The sequence below is a fragment of the Sphingomonas sp. PAMC 26621 genome (assembly GCF_000251145.1).
Classification (GTDB): Bacteria; Pseudomonadota; Alphaproteobacteria; order Sphingomonadales; family Sphingomonadaceae; genus Sphingomonas.
In genome coordinates this window covers 125,604-141,782 of the sequence record NZ_AIDW01000014.1, presented here as the reverse complement: position 1 = coordinate 141,782, position 16,179 = coordinate 125,604, and the positions used below count along the sequence as shown (strand labels likewise).

General features: G+C 66.3%; 14 protein-coding genes and 1 tRNA gene. 9 read left to right on the top strand and 6 right to left on the bottom strand.

The annotated features are described in order from the left end of the window. Window positions 1–523: 523 nt before the first annotated feature. Entirely contained in the window at window positions 524–3,196 is a 2,673-nt protein-coding gene (gene acnA / locus RI03_RS07075) for an aconitate hydratase AcnA (protein WP_010216183.1), read from the bottom strand. 409 nt (window positions 3,197–3,605) lie between these two features. Here acnA and RI03_RS07070 point away from each other — a divergent pair, with 409 nt between their 5' ends. The 3 genes from RI03_RS07070 to RI03_RS07060 all read left to right on the top strand — a co-directional run bounded on the left by RI03_RS07070 (window position 3,606) and on the right by RI03_RS07060 (window position 6,438). Beyond that, entirely contained in the window at window positions 3,606–4,586 is a 981-nt protein-coding gene (locus RI03_RS07070; RefSeq protein WP_010216182.1) for a ferritin-like domain-containing protein, read from the top strand. 40 nt (window positions 4,587–4,626) lie between these two features. Next, the gene (locus tag RI03_RS07065) at window positions 4,627–5,637 is read left to right on the top strand and encodes a ferritin-like domain-containing protein (protein WP_010163117.1); all 1,011 of its coding nucleotides are present in this window, start codon (window positions 4,627–4,629) and stop codon (window positions 5,635–5,637) included. Between the two features lie 264 nt (window positions 5,638–5,901). After that, window positions 5,902–6,438: a superoxide dismutase family protein gene (locus RI03_RS07060; RefSeq protein ID WP_010216179.1), complete on the top strand. Its 537-nt coding sequence runs from the start codon at window positions 5,902–5,904 to the stop codon at window positions 6,436–6,438. A 7-nt stretch (window positions 6,439–6,445) separates the two neighbouring features. On the opposite strand, the gene RI03_RS07055 is transcribed toward RI03_RS07060, so the two are convergent. After that, window positions 6,446–6,823 carry a PilZ domain-containing protein gene (locus tag RI03_RS07055; RefSeq protein ID WP_010216178.1) on the bottom strand — a complete coding sequence of 126 codons (378 nt, stop codon included), beginning with the start codon at window positions 6,821–6,823 and terminating at the stop codon, window positions 6,446–6,448. 178 nt (window positions 6,824–7,001) lie between these two features. Continuing rightward, window positions 7,002–8,588: a spinster family MFS transporter gene (locus RI03_RS07050; RefSeq protein ID WP_010216177.1), complete on the bottom strand. Its 1,587-nt coding sequence runs from the start codon at window positions 8,586–8,588 to the stop codon at window positions 7,002–7,004. Window positions 8,589–8,845: 257 nt separating this feature from the next. Here RI03_RS07050 and RI03_RS07045 point away from each other — a divergent pair, with 257 nt between their 5' ends. From RI03_RS07045 to RI03_RS07030, 4 genes are all read left to right on the top strand, one after another. Then, window positions 8,846–9,580: a Bax inhibitor-1/YccA family protein gene (locus RI03_RS07045; RefSeq protein ID WP_026046528.1), complete on the top strand. Its 735-nt coding sequence runs from the start codon at window positions 8,846–8,848 to the stop codon at window positions 9,578–9,580. A 78-nt stretch (window positions 9,581–9,658) separates the two neighbouring features. Next, complete coding sequence (locus RI03_RS07040) at window positions 9,659–10,441, top strand: transglutaminase-like domain-containing protein (RefSeq protein WP_010216175.1); 783 nt, start codon at window positions 9,659–9,661, stop codon at window positions 10,439–10,441. Window positions 10,442–10,496: 55 nt separating this feature from the next. After that, window positions 10,497–10,808: a hypothetical protein gene (locus RI03_RS07035; RefSeq protein WP_010216174.1), complete on the top strand. Its 312-nt coding sequence runs from the start codon at window positions 10,497–10,499 to the stop codon at window positions 10,806–10,808. A gap of 215 nt (window positions 10,809–11,023) precedes the next feature. After that, window positions 11,024–11,563, top strand: coding sequence for a hypothetical protein (locus tag RI03_RS07030; RefSeq protein ID WP_010216172.1), 540 nt, complete (start codon window positions 11,024–11,026; stop codon window positions 11,561–11,563). Here the strand turns inward: RI03_RS07030 and RI03_RS07025 are convergent, their stop codons facing one another. The 3 genes from RI03_RS07025 to RI03_RS07015 all read right to left on the bottom strand — a co-directional run bounded on the left by RI03_RS07025 (window position 11,564) and on the right by RI03_RS07015 (window position 13,640). Continuing rightward, a complete protein-coding gene (locus tag RI03_RS07025; RefSeq protein ID WP_010216171.1) occupies window positions 11,564–12,313 on the bottom strand; it encodes an NUDIX hydrolase in 750 nt (249 codons plus the stop codon). Further along, entirely contained in the window at window positions 12,310–13,158 is an 849-nt protein-coding gene (locus tag RI03_RS07020) for an oxygenase MpaB family protein (protein WP_026046525.1), read from the bottom strand. Before RI03_RS07020 ends, RI03_RS07025 begins: the two co-directional genes overlap by 4 nt. Window positions 13,159–13,564: 406 nt before the next feature. Continuing rightward, a tRNA-Ala gene (locus RI03_RS07015) sits at window positions 13,565–13,640 on the bottom strand. 225 nt (window positions 13,641–13,865) lie between these two features. Between RI03_RS07015 and RI03_RS07010 the strand changes: the two genes are divergently transcribed. Beyond that, on the top strand, window positions 13,866–14,918 hold the full coding sequence (locus RI03_RS07010) for a DUF2171 domain-containing protein (RefSeq protein ID WP_010216169.1): 1,053 nt from the start codon (window positions 13,866–13,868) through the stop codon (window positions 14,916–14,918). Window positions 14,919–15,093: 175 nt separating this feature from the next. Beyond that, on the top strand, window positions 15,094–16,044 hold the full coding sequence (locus RI03_RS07005) for an MDR family NADP-dependent oxidoreductase (protein ID WP_010216168.1): 951 nt from the start codon (window positions 15,094–15,096) through the stop codon (window positions 16,042–16,044). Window positions 16,045–16,179: the final 135 nt, after the last annotated feature.

Below are 16,179 nucleotides of genomic sequence, written 5' to 3'. Positions count from 1 at the left end.
GGGGGGGGGGGGGTCAAACAGTGCGCCGATACCCCGCACGACTACCCCTTCCCTTCCCCGGCGCAGGCCGGGGCCCAGCAGCGGGCCGCTGATCATCGCACGCCGCGCTCCGCTTCCTCGACCTGCCCTTTTGGGCCCCGGCCTGCGCCGGGGAAGTGCTCGACTACAAATCGATGACCCCATACCACGAAAGACGGGGCAGGTTTTTTCGGACCCTTCTTCGTTTCCGGAAACCGGCGACCCGAAGCCCGGCCCGCTTACGCGACGATCTTTCCTGTGAACGGCGTCAAAGAGACCCCGCGCCACACGTGGGCTTCCCCGGCGCAGGCCGGGGCCCAGCAGCGGGCCGTCGATCATCGCGCGCTCCGCTGCGCTTCCTCGACCAGCCCTCGTGGGCCCGGCCTCCGCCGGGGAGGCACTGTTTGGAAAACGGTCAACTTTGCCACACAGCAAAAAAGGGGCAGGTTTCCCCGCCCCTTCGTCAACGCATCAAGACCGGCGGACCGAAGCCCGCCCGCCCCGCTTACGCCGCCAGCTTGCGCAGCACGTACTGCAGGATGCCACCGTTGAGGAAATACTCCAGCTCGTTGACGGTATCGATCCGGCAGCGCGTCATGAACGTCTCGACCGTGCCGTCGGCGCGGGTCAGCGTAACCTCGACATCCTGGCGCGGACGGATTTCCGAGACCTTCATGATCGTGAAGCTCTCCGATCCGTCGAGCTTCAGCGTCTTGCGATCGACGCCTTCCGCGAACTGCAGCGGCAGCACGCCCATGCCGACGAGGTTCGAGCGATGGATCCGCTCGAAGCTTTCGGTGATGACGACGCGGACGCCGAGCAGGTTGGTGCCCTTCGCCGCCCAGTCACGCGACGAGCCGGTGCCATATTCCTTGCCCGCGATGACGATCATCGGGACGCCATCCGCCTTGAAGCGCATCGCCGCGTCGTAGATCGGCATCGTCTCGCCCTTGTACGAGGACATGCCGCCCTCGACGCCGGGGACCATCTCGTTCTTGATGCGGATGTTGGCGAAGGTGCCGCGGACCATGACATTGTCATTGCCGCGCCGCGCACCGTAGGAGTTGAAGTCGGCGCGTGAAACCTGCCGCTCCATCAGCCACGCGCCTGCCGGGCTGTCCGCCTTGATCGAACCCGCCGGCGAGATGTGGTCGGTCGTGATCGAATCGCCGAGGATCGCGAGCGGACGCGCCTCGATGATGTCCTGCACCGGCGCAGGGGTCATCGACATGCCCTCGAAATACGGCGGGTTGGCGATGTAAGTCGAGCTCGCAGGCCACGCATAGGTGTCCGACCCTTCGATCTCGATCGCCTGCCACTTGGCATCGCCCTTGAACACGCTGGCATAGCGCGACTGGAACATGCCGCGGTCGATGTTCGCGTCCATCACTTCACGGACCTCGGCGTTGGTCGGCCAGATGTCCTTGAGATAGACGTCATGGCCGTCGGTCGCCTGGCCGATCGGCGTGGTGGTGAAGTCCTCGGTCACCGTGCCCTTGAGCGCATAGGCGACGACCAGCGGCGGCGACGCGAGGAAGTTCGCGCGCACGTCGGGCGAGACGCGGCCCTCGAAGTTACGGTTGCCCGACAGGACCGAGGCGGCGACGATGTCGTTGCCGTTGATCGCTGCGGAGATCGCGGGCGCGAGCGGGCCCGAGTTGCCGATGCAGGTGGTGCAGCCATAGCCGACGAGGTTGAAGCCGACCGCGTTGAGGTCAGTCGTTAGCCCGGCCTTGTCGAGATAGTCGGTGACTACCTGCGAGCCGGGAGCAAGCGAGGTCTTGACCCACGGCTTGGGCTTGAGGCCCAGAGCGTTCGCCTTGCGCGCGACCAGCCCTGCGGCGACCAGCACCGACGGGTTGGAGGTGTTGGTGCAGCTGGTGATCGCCGCGATCACGACGTCGCCGTCGCCGATGTCATGGTCACGGCCTTCGACCGGGACGCGCTTGGCGGTCGAGTGGTGATAGACCTTGGCGAGATCGGCGTTGAACGTGTCGTCGACCTCGGTGAGGATGACCTTGTCCTGCGGGCGCTTCGGGCCGGCGAGCGACGGCACGACGTTCGCCATGTCGAGCGACAGCGTGTCGGTGAACACGGGATCGGGCGCATCCGCCAGACGCCACATGCCCTGTGCCTTGGCATAGGCCTCGGTCAGCGCAATCTGCTCCTCGGTGCGGCCGGTCAGGCGCATGTAATCGAGCGTGGCGTCGTCGACCGGGAAGAAACCGCAGGTCGCACCATATTCGGGCGCCATGTTGGCGATCGTCGCGCGATCCGCGAGGCTGAGCGCGTCGAGGCCCGGGCCGTAGAACTCGACGAACCGGCCGACGACGCCGCGCGCGCGCAGCATCTGGGTGACGGTAAGCACGAGATCGGTCGCGGTGATGCCCTCGGCGAGCTCGCCAGTGAGCTTGAAGCCGACGACTTCGGGGATCAGCATCGAGACCGGCTGGCCGAGCATCGCGGCCTCAGCCTCGATCCCGCCGACGCCCCAGCCGAGCACGCCAAGGCCGTTGACCATCGTGGTGTGGCTGTCGGTGCCGACGCAGGTGTCGGGGTATGCGATCATCTTGCCGTCGGGCGCGGTCGAGGACCATACCGCCTGCGCGATGTTCTCGAGGTTGACCTGGTGGCAGATGCCGGTGCCGGGGGGCACGACCTTGAAGTTGTCGAGCGCCTTGGAACCCCACTTGAGGAACTCGTAGCGTTCGTTGTTGCGCTGATACTCGAGCTCGACGTTATCCTCGAACGCCTGCGGCGTGCCGAATTCGTCGACCATCACCGAGTGATCGATCACGAGGTGGACGGGAACGAGCGGGTTGATCTTGACCGCATCGCCGCCAAGCTTCGTGATCGCATCGCGCATCGCCGCGAGATCGACGACGCACGGCACGCCCGTGAAATCCTGCATCAGGACGCGCGCGGGGCGATACTGGACTTCGCGGTCCGACTTGCGCTCCTGCTGCCAGTCGATGATCGCCTGGAGATCCTCGGTGGTGACGGTGACGCCGTCCTCGAAGCGCAGCAGATTCTCGAGCAGCACCTTCATCGAGAACGGCAGGCGGCTGATGTCGCCCAGCTTCTCGGCGGCGGTGGCGAGGCTGAAATAGTCGTACGAGGTGCCACCGACGTCGAGCGTGGTGCGCGTGCCGAGTGTGTCCTGGCCAATGGCGGTCATGTGCAGCGGGTCCTTCCCTATGCGTCGGGCCGCGGCGGGGAGGCGAAACCGTCAGGTTCCACACGGGCGCGACCGACTGTGCGAATGCAAGAGTCGGGGCAGCCCTTAGCAAGGGGGCATCGCGGGGGAAAGGGCGCGCGGACGATGGGACCCGTTCATCGCGAAGACCGCCTCCGACGACGCATTCTTTTACGCGGCGGAAACAGAACGCAATATTTCGTTACCGGTGCATCCCGCTCAAATTCCCGGGCGTACCTGCGGCACGACGGGAGAGGGTTCGGAAAAAGTACTTTCCGGATGCCGTCGGCGCGCGTCTGTTTTTTCGGTTTTGTGCTTATTTATCAATAGGTTGGAACCAAGATTGCAGTCGCAAGTTAGCGCATCACCATCCACAGGGAGGTCGAGTTCCATGACCGACGATGTTAACCAGCAATTGATCGAAACCTTCGACCGGCGCGCAGAACGCCGCAGCGAACGTCGCGACTTTTTCAAGACTGCTTTCGGCGCTGCCGCCGTTGCGGGGATCGCGGGCGGTGCCATCGGGCTCGCCGGGCGCGCAGAGGCGCAGACCGCGCCGAGCGATGCCGACGTGCTCAACTTCGCGCTCAACCTCGAATATCTCGAGGCGCAATTCTACAGCTTCGCCGCCAACGGCACCGGGCTTGCCGCCAACATGCTGACCGGTCTCGGTACGCAGGGCGCGGTAACGGGCGGGCGCAAGGTCAATTTCAGCGACCCGATCGTTGCGGCCTATGCCAAGGAAATTGCAGGCGACGAGCTTGCCCACGTCACCTTCCTGCGGACCCAGCTCGGCGCATCGGCGATCGCGCAACCCGCGATCGACATCGACGTCACCCCGACCTCGGCGTTCAGCAACGCGGCGCGCGCGGCGGGCCTGATCGGCGCGGGCGCGGCGTTCGACGTCTATGCCGACGACAACAGCTTCCTGCTCGGCGCGTTCATCTTCGAAGACGTCGGGGTCACCGCCTATAAGGGCGGCGCGACGCTGCTGACCAACAAGACGTATCTCGAGGCCGCCGCCGGCATCCTCGCGGTAGAGGCGTATCACGCAGCCCTCGTCCGCACCGTGCTGTACGGCAAGGGTATCGCCACGCCGTCGCTGCGCACTTCGGCCGACGCGATCTCGAACGCACGCGACAGCCTCGATGGCACGACCGATCTCGATCAGGGCATCTCGCCGGTCACCGCCAACGGCGGCACCGCGTCGAACATCGTTCCGCTCGATGGCAACGGTCTCGCCTTCTCGCGGACCGTCGCGCAGGTCCACAACATTGCGTACCTCACCAACGCACGCGCGATGGCGGGCGGGTTCTTCCCGGCCGGGACGAACAACCCGAACCCCGACCTTCGCTTCAGCGGCGCCAATTAAGACGCTTTCGACGTCACGAATTCTCCAAGGGAGAGCAGCAATGGATACCAAGACCATCCTCACGCAGGTGCTGGAGGCGAGCGATCGTCGCCGCGAAGAACGGCGCAGTTTCCTGCGCGTTGCCGGGCAAGCGTCGATCGCCGCGGGCGGGCTTTCGCTTCTCGCGGCGTGCGGCGACAGCAATGGCGTCACCGTCGTCCCGCAACCCACTCCGACCCCCACGCCCACCCCGACCGCGGCGATCACCGACGCGGACATCCTGAACTTCGCGCTCAACCTCGAATATCTCGAGGCGCAATTCTATTCCTTCGCGGTGTTCGGCACGGGTCTCCCCGCGTCGCAGCTCACGGGAACCGGGACGCAGGGCGCGGTCACGGGGGGCCGACAGGTTACATTCACCGATCCGGTCGTCGCGCAATATGCGCGCGAGATCGCCGGCGACGAGATCGCGCACGTCGCCTTCCTGCGTCAGGCGCTTGGTGCCTCGGCGGTCGCGATGCCCGCGATCAACATCGACGGCAGCGCGAGCGGGGCGTTCACCGCAGCGGCGCGGGCGGCGGGCGTGGTCTCGGCGACGGGGACGTTCGATCCCTACGCCAACGACACCAACTTCCTGCTCGGCGCGTTCATCTTCGAGGACGTCGGGGTCAGCGCCTATAAGGGTGCGGCACCTTTGCTCACGAGCAAGGTGTATCTCGACGCGGCGGCCGGCATCCTGGCGGCGGAGGCCTATCATGCGGGCCTGATCCGCACGATCCTGTATAGCAAGGGCTTCGCGGCAGGGAACGCAGCGGGGTCGATCTTCGAGCAGGTCCGCCAGATCAGCGACGCGCGCGACAGCCTCGATGGCGCGAGCGACGACGATCAGGGCATCGCCGGTGCGGACAACACGATCTCGAACATCGTGCCGACCGACAGCTCGGGGATCGCGTACAGCCGCACCGCGGCGAACGTCCTCAACATCGTCTATCTGACCAAGTCGGCGACGGTCGGCGGCGGGTTCTTCCCGAACGGCGTCAACGGCACGATCAAGACCAGCAACGCCAACTGACTTGAGACGACGGACTGCGGGGCCGCGCGAGATACTCGCGCGGCCCTTTTTTTGTGTCGGACGTTTGGGGCGAGCCCACCGTCGACCGCCGCCGGATCCTGCAGGACGTGATCGCGGCGGTCATCATGCGATAATGCCGCGACCAAGGCCCCGCCGTGCCGCTGCTCACCGGGCGGAGGGCGTTCGCGAGGGCGTGCTGGCTTTGCTTGTCGCGGCGGGTGTTAGCGCGCAATACTGTTGCGGCATCAGACCTGGAGATTCCCTATGCGCGTACCGATCCTCGCCGCGGCAGCCGTGATGACGCTCAGTCTTTCGGCGTGCGACAAGCCCGAAGTTAGAACCGGCGCGCCGCTCGCCAATGGCGCGCATGCGGTGGCGATGCTGCGCACCGCCGATGGCGCGGACGTGGGGCGTGCGACCGCGACCGAGGTCGGCGGCGGGCTGCGCATCACGCTCGACGTCCACACCATGCCCGCGGGGACGCACGGCGCGCATATCCATTCGGTCGGGCATTGTGACGCCCCCGATTTCACGACCGCCGGCCCGCACTGGAACCCGACCGCGACCAAGCACGGCACGATGAACCCGCAGGGACCGCATCAAGGCGATCTGCCGAACCTGATCGTCGGCACCAACGGGCGTGGGACGATCGGCCTCGTATTGCCCGGCGCGACGATGGCGGGGCTGCTCGACGCCGACGGCGCGGCGATGGTCGTCCACGCCAACCCCGACGACCTGATGACCGATCCGTCGGGCAACAGCGGGGGCCGCGTCGCCTGCGGGGTGTTCGGCGCGAGCTGAGCCCCCGTTACCCCATCCGGAACATCGCGATCTCGGGCAGCGCTGGCGTGAACCCGTAGATCGCGACCAGCGCGTCGAGCAGGGCCTGCTCGATCGGCGTCTCGAACGCGCACCCGGCGGTATACTCGTCCGCCCAGACCACGCGCGCGCGGCGGGGCGGCTGGTTGGGCAGGCGCACCATGACCACGCTGTTCGGCACCAGCGGCTCGAACGTCTTGAGCCGCGCGCCCGAGGTGGACAGGTCCGAGATCCGGCACAGACTACGCGCCCCCTGATCCCCAACCCGCCCGGGCATCGCGACGGTGACGCGGCCCGCATCACGGACACTACGCCGGCCGCGTGGTGGCGCGCCCTCCGACAACCGGACGATTTCAGCCGAAAACATCGATCCCTCCCCCTGTATGATTGCAGCGAAGGTAGCGACGCGACCCCTTTCCCAAAGGTTGCGGAAGGGCGGCCAAAGCGGCTGCAAGGGTCATCCGTTGGAATGAAACGGCCGCCGGATCATCCCAAAGGATCAGCGAAAGCGCGTTTCCCCAACCGTCACGCCGGGTCCCCGGCGGTCAGATGTCCTCGCCCGCCGCGCGTGCCCATTCCTCGCGCTGTGCCTCCGCGCGCGGCACCAGCCGGTACGCCGCGATCCCCGCCGCAATCGTGATCGGCGCAGCGCATAGCAGCGACAGCACCCCGACCGACAGACTTCCCGACAGCGTCGAGATCCGTCCCGCGAGGTACGGCCCCATCGCCAGGCCAAGCAGCGTCGTGCCGATGAAGAAGGTGCCGGTCGCGGTCCCCCGCATGCGCGGCAGCACCAGATCCTGCATCGTAGCCCCCGCCGCACCCAATGCGGTGCTCGCGCAGATGCTGGCGATGAAGAAACAGGGGTAGAATACGGCGGTCGAGGAGGCGGTAAAGGCAGCGATGACGAACGGGATCGGCACGGTCGCACCGAACAGCACGACGATCACGCGCCCCGCCGGATTGCGACGCCGCAACCGATCCGCCATCAACCCGCCGAGCATCACCCCGAGGAAGCCCGCGAGCGCTCCGGTCGAACCTACGAACAGCCCGGCCATCGCCGGCGTTTCGCCCAGCGTCCGCAACACGAACGGCGCCGCCCAGAAGCTGATCGCGTAGGCCATGAACGCGTTGAGACCGTAAGCGACGACGATGCAGAGGAAAGCCGGATTGCCGACGATGAGGCGATAGGTCGGCGCATCGCGCCGCTTGAGCGCGGCGGCCCAGGAGAACACCGCGTAGACCCCGATCCCCACCGCGATCCATTGCGGCCAGGGTTCGCCGAATGCATGCAGCGTCAGCACCCCGCCAACCACGACCCCCAGCGCAAGCACGTTGACCAAGAGCGAGACCGCCCCGCCGCGCGCCGCGCCGATCAGCGTGAACGGCGGCAGGATCGTGACCAGTTCGCCCAGGAAGGCGTTGAACGGCGCGGGGTGCCGCTCCGGCCGGGGCAACCCCTCGACCGCGCCCCGGATCGGCTCGCGCAACGTCGCAACGACAGCCGCGAGGATCAGGCCGGGGATGCCGACGATCATGAACGCCGCCTGCCATCCATGCAGCCCGAGCGGGCCGCCCGTTGGATACGCATGGTTCCACCGCTGGACGATCAGCCCCCCGATCCCGAGCGAAAGCCCGCCCCCGACATACAGTCCGGACGAGTAGATGGCGAGCGCGGTGGCGCGCAGCCGCTTGGGGAAATAGTCCGAGATCAGCGAATACGCCGACGGGCTCGCGGTCGCCTCCCCTACCCCGACACCGATCCGCGCGCCCGCAAGCCCGGTCCCGCTCGACGCAAGCCCCGAGGCGGCGGTCATCGTCGACCACAGGGCCAGCCCGACCGTCATCAGGCGAACCCGGTGCCAATTGTCCGCCAGCCGCCCGAGCGGAATTCCGAATAGCGAATAGAACACGCCGAACGCGGTCCCGTACAGGAAACCGAGATCCTCATCCTTCAAATGCAGGTCGCGCTTGATGTCCTCGGCAAGGATCGAGATGATCTGGCGATCGACGAAGTTGAGCACGTAAATCAGGAACAGGATCGTCAGGACATACCAGGCATAGCGCGAAACACGCGCAGTTTCGGGCGTTCCGGGCGTCGAATGCGACGGCGCCGTGCCGGTGGGCGTCATGCTGGCTCCTTTCGGTCGTTTCTGCTCTTTCGGCGAAGCCTATAGAGCATACCGCGATTACGAAAGCGAATTAGCGGGGGGTGGCGGGCTTACCGTCGGCGATACACGTCGCAGCGGCGAAGGTCGCGGATCCGACCGTGCGTTTGTTACGCTGTGTTGCTGCCCTCGCGCGGCGCGTGGATTCGCTTGAAAAGCGGCCGCACTGCGCCGATATTCAGGACAACCGGCACACGGCCGGCTGCAAGGAGCTTTTGGTAATGGCAAACTGGTCTGATCCCCGTCCGAACGCGTCTGCGTTCCAGACGGCTGGGACCACCCGCTCGGAGGCGTATGACGCCGGCCTGCGGCGGTACATGCTTTCTGTCTACAATTACATGACGTCGGCGGTCCTGCTGACCGGAATCGTCGCGCTCGGCTTCGTTGCCAGCGGCGGTGCGGCTTCGGTATTCGGCGGCCCCGGCATCCTCAAGTGGGTCATCACGCTCGCGCCGCTCGGTTTCGTCTTCGGGATGAGCTTCGGCCAGGCGCGGATGTCGAACAGCACGCTCCAGATGATGTTCTGGGGCTTTGCGGTCGCCATGGGCCTGTCGCTCTCGACGATCTTCCTGGTCTACAGCCCGGTCGCAATCGCGCAGGCGTTCTTCGCGACGGCAGCGGCGTTCGGTGGCCTCAGCCTGTACGGCTACACCACCAAGCGGGACCTGTCGGCGTTCGGCACGTTCCTCGTGATGGGCGTGATCGGCCTGATGGTCGCAAGCCTGCTCAACATCTTCCTCAACTCCGGGCCGCTCGGGCTGGTCATCAGCTTCGTCGGCGTGCTGCTGTTCGCGGGCCTCACCGCCTACGACACGCAGCGGACCAAGGCGCTTTACGCGCAGGTTGCCGGGACGCAGGACGAGCAGCGCGTGACGATCATGTCGGCGCTCAGCCTGTACCTCGACTTCATCAACATGTTCCTGTTCATCCTGCGTTTGTTCGGTAACCGCAACTAATCGCACTGCCGGGAACGGCCTTTCGGAAGGGCCCGATGGAACACTCCATCGGGCCCTTTTTCTTGCCCCTGAAGGATCATGATGCGCATCGCGATCGAGGCCATGCTCGACTATACAATCGACGGCGCGGCCGACGTGCTGCTGCTGATCGAGGCCGCGAAGATGCCCGACCAGCACCTCGAGGTGCAGGACCTGCGCGTCTATTCCCCCGAGCCGCTCCGCGCGATCCGCGGCGAGGACGGGATCGGGCAGCGCTGCTGGGCGCGCGGCGAGGGCGCGTTCCGCGCGGATTACAAGGCGATCGTGCGGATCGACCGCCCCTTCGTCGACTTCGCGACGCTCGGCCCCACCCCCGTCCGCGCGATGCCGCCCGAGACGATCCCCTATCTCCTCCCCAGCCGCTATTGTGAATCGGACCGGCTGGAGGGGTTCGTCGACCAGCAATTCGGTCGTCTGCAGGGGGGCGCGCTCGCGGCGGCGCTCGTCGACTGGGTCGCGGGGCATCTGCGCTACGAATGCGGGACGTCGAACGGGACGACGACCGCGATGATGACCTTCGCCGAGCGGCATGGCGTGTGCCGCGACTATGCGCACCTGCTCGTTGCGCTTGCCCGCGCCGGCGGGATCCCCGCGCGCTGCGTCTCGGCCTATGCACCCGGCGTCGACCCGCCCGACTTCCACGCGGTGGCGGAGCTGTGGATCGGCGGCGGCTGGCATCTCGTCGACGCAACGCGGATGGCGTCCTGCGCCGACCTCGTCCGCGTCGCGGTCGGGCGCGATGCGACCGACATCGCGTTCATGACCGTGTTCGGCAGCGCGACCTTCATGGCGCAGCGCGTGTCAGTTACGCGGCTCGGCTGAGGGAACAGGCACGCGGGTCGGATCGTTCTATGGGGCTAACGATCAGGAGACCATCATGACCGACGACCCCAAGCTGATCGACGAACAGGCGCTCGACGGCCTCTCGGTTGCCCCCGGCGAGCCGGACGAGGATGACGCCAAGCACATCCAGCATCCCAGGCAGGGTGCCGGGCAGGACCAGTCGATCGCACAGCGGCTCGAGCGCAACCCGGAAAGCCCCGATGCGGCGCTCGACAACGCGCTGGACGAGTCGATGGACGCCTCCGACCCACCCGCCTCGACCCGTCCGGGCGAGAATGGCGAGCCGCCCAAGTCGTCGGGATATGACGCCGACGTCGAAGCGAAGATCGCCGCCGACAAGGCCTGACCCTTAACGACACCCGCGCCGCTGTTGCGCGGGTGTCGCACTTCTCGAAATCTTCGGTCGCCTGACTCGTCTGATCGCAACAGATGTTGCGTCGCAGCACATTCTGTGGTCGCTTGCTCGTGCAGCGGGCGTTGCGTGTTAACCATGGATCAATCCATTGAGCGCATCATCGCCTGACTGCACGATTGTAGCGGAGTGGCACGATGGGTTCTCGGATGAAAGCGGCCAACGGCACGATGACGCTGGCAGAGATGAAGGAATTCGCCGGGTTTCCGGCGGCGACGCAACGCTACATCCGCCGCTCGCTCGACATCGGATTGGACCGTGAAGATGCGATGGCGCGCTGGTCGCGCGACGTGGTCGAGGCGGCGAGCATCCGGGCACAGGCGCGCCTCTACGTTCGTTTGCCGGATATCCGGCTGACGATGCCCGATGGCGGAACGCTCGAATCGGTCGAACCCTTCCTCGCCCCGCTGCTGACGGTGACCGCGTTCGACCTCGGACAGGGACGCCTCACGACCTTTGCCGCCTATCGCTTCCTGTACGAGCGGCTCGTCGGCCCCGAGGTTCGCCCGTGGCTTCCGGCTGCGTTCTGCGCTGCAGCAGCGCTGCCGCACCTGCACCCGGATCTGCGCCGCAAGCTGCTCCAGTCGATCAGCGAGGCCGCCGCCACCGCGTCGGGCTGGTCGAACCGGCAACCCGGTTTCTACCCGAAATGGGTCGAGAAGGTCGAAGCAGGCGTCTTGCCGCGCTGATCATCCGCGCACCGCGTCGCGCATCGGTTCGGCCGTGACGGGATAGCCCAGATCGTCCGGAATACACAGATGCGCGACGCCGGCGCGATCCTCGACCCACGGCGTCACTGTCCGCTGCGGGAAGCGCGAAGCATCCTCGGCGGCGGCGGCGAAACTGGCAAATTGCGCCAGCCGCTCGAGATTGCGCCGGGTCGGGAATATGACCGTCGCCTGCCCCGCATCCGCCGCATCGAGCACCGCCTGCGCGGTCGCCCAGAAGACGCGGACATTCTCGGTATCGTCGACGATCGGCGTGGGGGCGCCGTCCGGAAGCTCGACCAGATAGAAACGCGTGTCGAAGATCCGCGCGGGCGCATGCGAGGGGCACCAGCGGCTGAACGGGACCAGCCCGTCGAGCGCCAGCGGAAGCCCGCCCAGCACCGTTCCCAACGGCACCCCCGCCTGTAACGCCGCACGCATCGCGGCAAGGTCGGTTGCGGCAAGCGGCGGCAGGCCGACCGGCACGCCGACCTCCTCGAGCGTCTCGCGGATCGCCGCGATCCGCGCGCTGACGTCGTCGCTGTCGCCGCCATAGGGTGTCGCCAGCGCCCGGTCACCGGGATCGACTCGCCCGCCCGGGAAGACCAGCGCCCCGCCCGCAAACGCCATCGCGCGCGAGCGTTCGACGAACAGCAGTTCGGGCGCTCCCGCCCCCGCCCGAAACAGCACGAGCGTTGCGGCAGGGATCGGCGTCGCGGACGGTGCGGTCATGCGCGGAACGCCCAGCGCAACGTGCTCGCAACCCCGAACGTCCCTGCCCGCAGCAGCGGCACGCCGACGCCGGGCTGCTCGAATCCGTGCATCGATCGCGCCCAGCCCGGCAGCAGGTCGATCGCCGCCTGCATCGTCATCGCCTGGAACGGTCGTGCCGCGATCGACGGCGCGGGCTCGTTCAGCAACACGGTCGCAACATCGCGAGTCCGCCCATCGACGCGCAACTGCGGGCGCATCGCGGTGCGGATCGCCTCCGCCTCGGCGCGCGTGCGCGGGATCGGATCGACCCCGAGCGGGGCCGCGATCCGCGCCATCTCCGCGACATAGCGGTCCTGATCGGCGCGCGACATGCCCGGCTCGCCATAGCGTATCCAGCCGTCGAGGAAGCTCAATACTTCGCTGACATGGACCCAGGCGAGCAACGCCGGATCATTCGCCCGATACGGCGTGCCGTCGGGGAGCGTTCCACCGATATGATCGTGGATCCGTCGGACCTTCGCGAGCAACGCCGCCGCATCATCGGGCGCGCCATAGGTCGTCACCGCGATGAACCGCGCCGTGCGCCGCAACCGCCCCTGCATGTCGTCGCGGAAGCCGGAATGGTCCCACACCCCCGCAAGCACCTTGGGGTGGAGCATCTGGAGCATCAACGCGGTGACGCCACCCACCAGCATCGAGGTGACATCGCCATGCACCCGCCACGCGACCGAATCCGGCGGGAACAACGCATCCTCGCGACGCTGGACCGGACGCTCGCCGCGCGCCGTGTCGTTGAACAGCGCGCGGACCTGGCCGATGATCAGCCCCTTCAGCGGGCGGGCGAGACGGTCGGCTGGGGACATCGATGGCATGATGACTGAACGATGCGCGGGCGACTAGGGTCCTTGCGTTCCCGCAATCCCGTGCGACGTGTAGTAGGTGACCAAAGGTACAGGTTTGCTCGCAAGGGACACGACGGTGATAAGCCCAGAAGCAAGCGCCTTCCCACGGTCGTGCGGACAAGCGACGGCGGTTGGGGATGACAGCGACGTTGATCGCACTCGGGATCAACAGGCAGCACGATGTTGATACGCTCTCTACCGAAATCGGTCGCGTCATCGCCATGGGCAAATGCTGGTACATGGACTGCCGCGGCCTGCAACACGCGTTGATCATTCCGGTCGGCGCGATTGTTGCTGCCTCCAAGACCATTGCCCCTATGTCGCGCGCCTTGGGGGGCACTCATCAGATTGTGGCTGTGATCAGGCGTGGTGGAGCTGAGCGGAATCGAACCGCTGGCCTCTGCAGTGCGATTGCAGCGCTCTCCCATCTGAGCTACAGCCCCGCACCACGCCATTCCCGCCATTTCCGGGCGGGACTGCCGCCATAGCGGCGGTTTGGGCGGGACGCAACATTGCTGACGGTTCGCCCTTGAGACGGTGGCGACGGTTCGCCCTGCGTTTGCGTCAAATTGCGGAACCTCCTGCCGTTTTTCAGGGTTTTAGACGCACCATCAGGACGCATCGAACGACGCGCCATTTGGTGACCATTGTCTCAGAAGGACGCTATCATGGTTGATGAACGCTATTCCCGCCCCGGTTCGGACCGGTATGACAATCGCGAACGCGAGCGTGGTTACAGTCAGAGTTCGTACGGCGACCGCTCAGCGGCGTCGGGCCGCGACTATGGCGCTGCGCGCTATCAGAATTACGGCAGCCAGGACGACGATCAGGACAGCCGTGGCAGCTACGGCAACCAGGGCGGCTACGATCGCGATCGCGGCGGCTATCAAAGCCAGGGTGGCGGCGACCATTATGGCGCGAACACGTACGGCGACCGTTCCAATGGCCGCGGGTCCTACGGCGGCGGCGCGCAGAATGATCGCTTCCAGGGCGGTGGCAACTACGGCAGCCAGGGCCGCAACGATTACGGTCGTCCCGATATGTACGGCAACCGCCAGTCGAACCGCGGTGATAGCCGTGGCCAGAACCAGCAGGGCTATGGCCGCCAGCCGCAGGGCTATGACTATGACGACCGTGGCTTCTTCGACCGCGCGGGCGACGAGGTCCGTTCGTGGTTCGGCGACGACGAAGCAAGCCGCCGCCGCGATGCGGACGCCCGCTTCGACGAACAGCGCTATAGCGGCGTGCATGACGAGCATTACGGCAACTGGCGCCGGTCGCAGATCGACGCGCTCGACCGTGATTATCACGAATATCGCGAGGAGAACCGCGGCAGGTTCGAGTCCGAGTTCGGCTCGTGGCGCACCAATCGGCAGACGCAACGCTCGTCCCTGTCCAAGGTCACCGAGCATATGGATATCGTCGGGTCCGACGGTGCGCATGTCGGCACGGTCGACAAGGTTAGCGGTGATCGTATCATCCTGACCAAGAACGATACTGACGCGGGCGGTCGCCATCACTCGATCCCGTCGAGCTGGCTCCAGACCGTCGACGACAAGGTGACGATCTCGAAGACCGCCGAGGACGCCAAGGCGCACTGGCGCGACGAAGAACACAACAAGGCGTTCTTCGGTGAGGACGACAAAGGCTCGGCACAGACCGATACGACCGGCAGCACCGGCCCGCGGACGCTCAACAAGAGCTTTGGCGGCACCTACTAAACCCCTCGTATCACATGGCGAATTCCGGTTCGCCTGATCGGCCCCTCCTCCGCCCGCTCGGAGGAGGGGTTTTTCGTTGCCACGCGCGCTCGCTGCGCATACCTCCATTTCGAAACACAGCCTGGAGTAAAGACAGATGCCCCGTTCCTGGACCTTGAAAAGTCGCCCCAACGGCATGCCGCAGGCGGACAATTTCGCGCTGGTCGAAACCGCCTCGGCAGCGCTGAACGACGGCGAAGTCCGCGTCGCCAACAGATGGCTGTCGGTTGATCCGTACATGCGCGGCCGGATGAACGACACCAAGTCCTACGTCGCACCGTTCGCGCTTGGCGAACCGATGCAGGGCGGTGCGCTTGGTGAGGTCGTCGAGAGCCGTGCCGACGGGATCAAGGTCGGCGACATCGTCCAGCACATGCTCGGCTGGCGCGACGAAGCCGTCCTGCCTGCGGCACAGGTCCAGAAGTTGCCTGACCTTGGCGTTCCAGTGGAGCAGTTCCTCGGGATGCTGGGGATGCCGGGGATGACCGCCTATTGGGGCCTGCTCGACGTCGCGTCGGCAAAGGCGGGCGATACCGTGTTCGTCTCGGCGGCGGCAGGCGCGGTCGGGTCGACGGTGGTGCAGGTCGCCAAGGCAAAGGGCATGACGGTGATCGGCTCGGCCGGCGGCGCGGACAAATGCGCCTGGGTCACGTCGCTCGGTGCGGATCACGTGATCGACTATAAGGGCGACGTCCCGCTGGTGAAGGCGCTCGGCGCCGCGGCACCGAACGGGATCGACGTGTATTTCGACAATGTCGGGGGAAGTCACCTCGATGCGGCGCTGGCACATGCGAACGATCAGGCGCGGTTCGCGGTCTGCGGAATGATCGAGGGCTATAACAGCAGCAAGCCGACCGAGCTGAAATATCTGATGCGCGTCATCGCGGCGCGGATCCGGATTCAAGGCTTCCTCGTGACGCCGTATTTCGCGCGGGCGCAGGAATTCTACCAGGACATGGCGGCGATGGTGAAGTCGGGTGCGCTGACCAGTCAGGATACCGTCCATGACGGTCTCGACGCGACGCCGGACGCGTTCCTCGGCCTGTTCAGCGGGGGGAATACGGGAAAGATGCTGGTGCGGTTGTAAGGTCTCTGGCCGGGGGTGTCGCGGCGCGACGCCCCCACAGCTTCTCAACCGTCTACCGCTCCGACATCCTTACTCTGACTCTTCCCCGGCGAAGGCCGGGACCCAGGAGCGCAACGGACGTCGTTGGACCGGTGC

Excerpts from the sequence above, each read along its gene's own strand:
- acnA (WP_010216183.1), bottom strand. The coding sequence starts at position 3,196 with ATGACCGCCATTGGCCAGGACACACTCGGCACGCGCACCACGCTCGAC.
- RI03_RS07070 (WP_010216182.1), top strand. The coding sequence starts at position 3,606 with ATGACCGACGATGTTAACCAGCAATTGATCGAAACCTTCGACCGGCGC.
- RI03_RS07065 (WP_010163117.1), top strand. The coding sequence starts at position 4,627 with ATGGATACCAAGACCATCCTCACGCAGGTGCTGGAGGCGAGCGATCGT.
- RI03_RS07060 (WP_010216179.1), top strand. The coding sequence starts at position 5,902 with ATGCGCGTACCGATCCTCGCCGCGGCAGCCGTGATGACGCTCAGTCTT.
- RI03_RS07055 (WP_010216178.1), bottom strand. The coding sequence starts at position 6,823 with ATGTTTTCGGCTGAAATCGTCCGGTTGTCGGAGGGCGCGCCACCACGC.
- RI03_RS07050 (WP_010216177.1), bottom strand. The coding sequence starts at position 8,588 with ATGACGCCCACCGGCACGGCGCCGTCGCATTCGACGCCCGGAACGCCC.
- RI03_RS07045 (WP_026046528.1), top strand. The coding sequence starts at position 8,846 with ATGGCAAACTGGTCTGATCCCCGTCCGAACGCGTCTGCGTTCCAGACG.
- RI03_RS07040 (WP_010216175.1), top strand. The coding sequence starts at position 9,659 with ATGATGCGCATCGCGATCGAGGCCATGCTCGACTATACAATCGACGGC.
- RI03_RS07035 (WP_010216174.1), top strand. The coding sequence starts at position 10,497 with ATGACCGACGACCCCAAGCTGATCGACGAACAGGCGCTCGACGGCCTC.
- RI03_RS07030 (WP_010216172.1), top strand. The coding sequence starts at position 11,024 with ATGAAAGCGGCCAACGGCACGATGACGCTGGCAGAGATGAAGGAATTC.
- RI03_RS07025 (WP_010216171.1), bottom strand. The coding sequence starts at position 12,313 with ATGACCGCACCGTCCGCGACGCCGATCCCTGCCGCAACGCTCGTGCTG.
- RI03_RS07020 (WP_026046525.1), bottom strand. The coding sequence starts at position 13,158 with ATGTCCCCAGCCGACCGTCTCGCCCGCCCGCTGAAGGGGCTGATCATC.
- RI03_RS07010 (WP_010216169.1), top strand. The coding sequence starts at position 13,866 with ATGGTTGATGAACGCTATTCCCGCCCCGGTTCGGACCGGTATGACAAT.
- RI03_RS07005 (WP_010216168.1), top strand. The coding sequence starts at position 15,094 with ATGCCGCAGGCGGACAATTTCGCGCTGGTCGAAACCGCCTCGGCAGCG.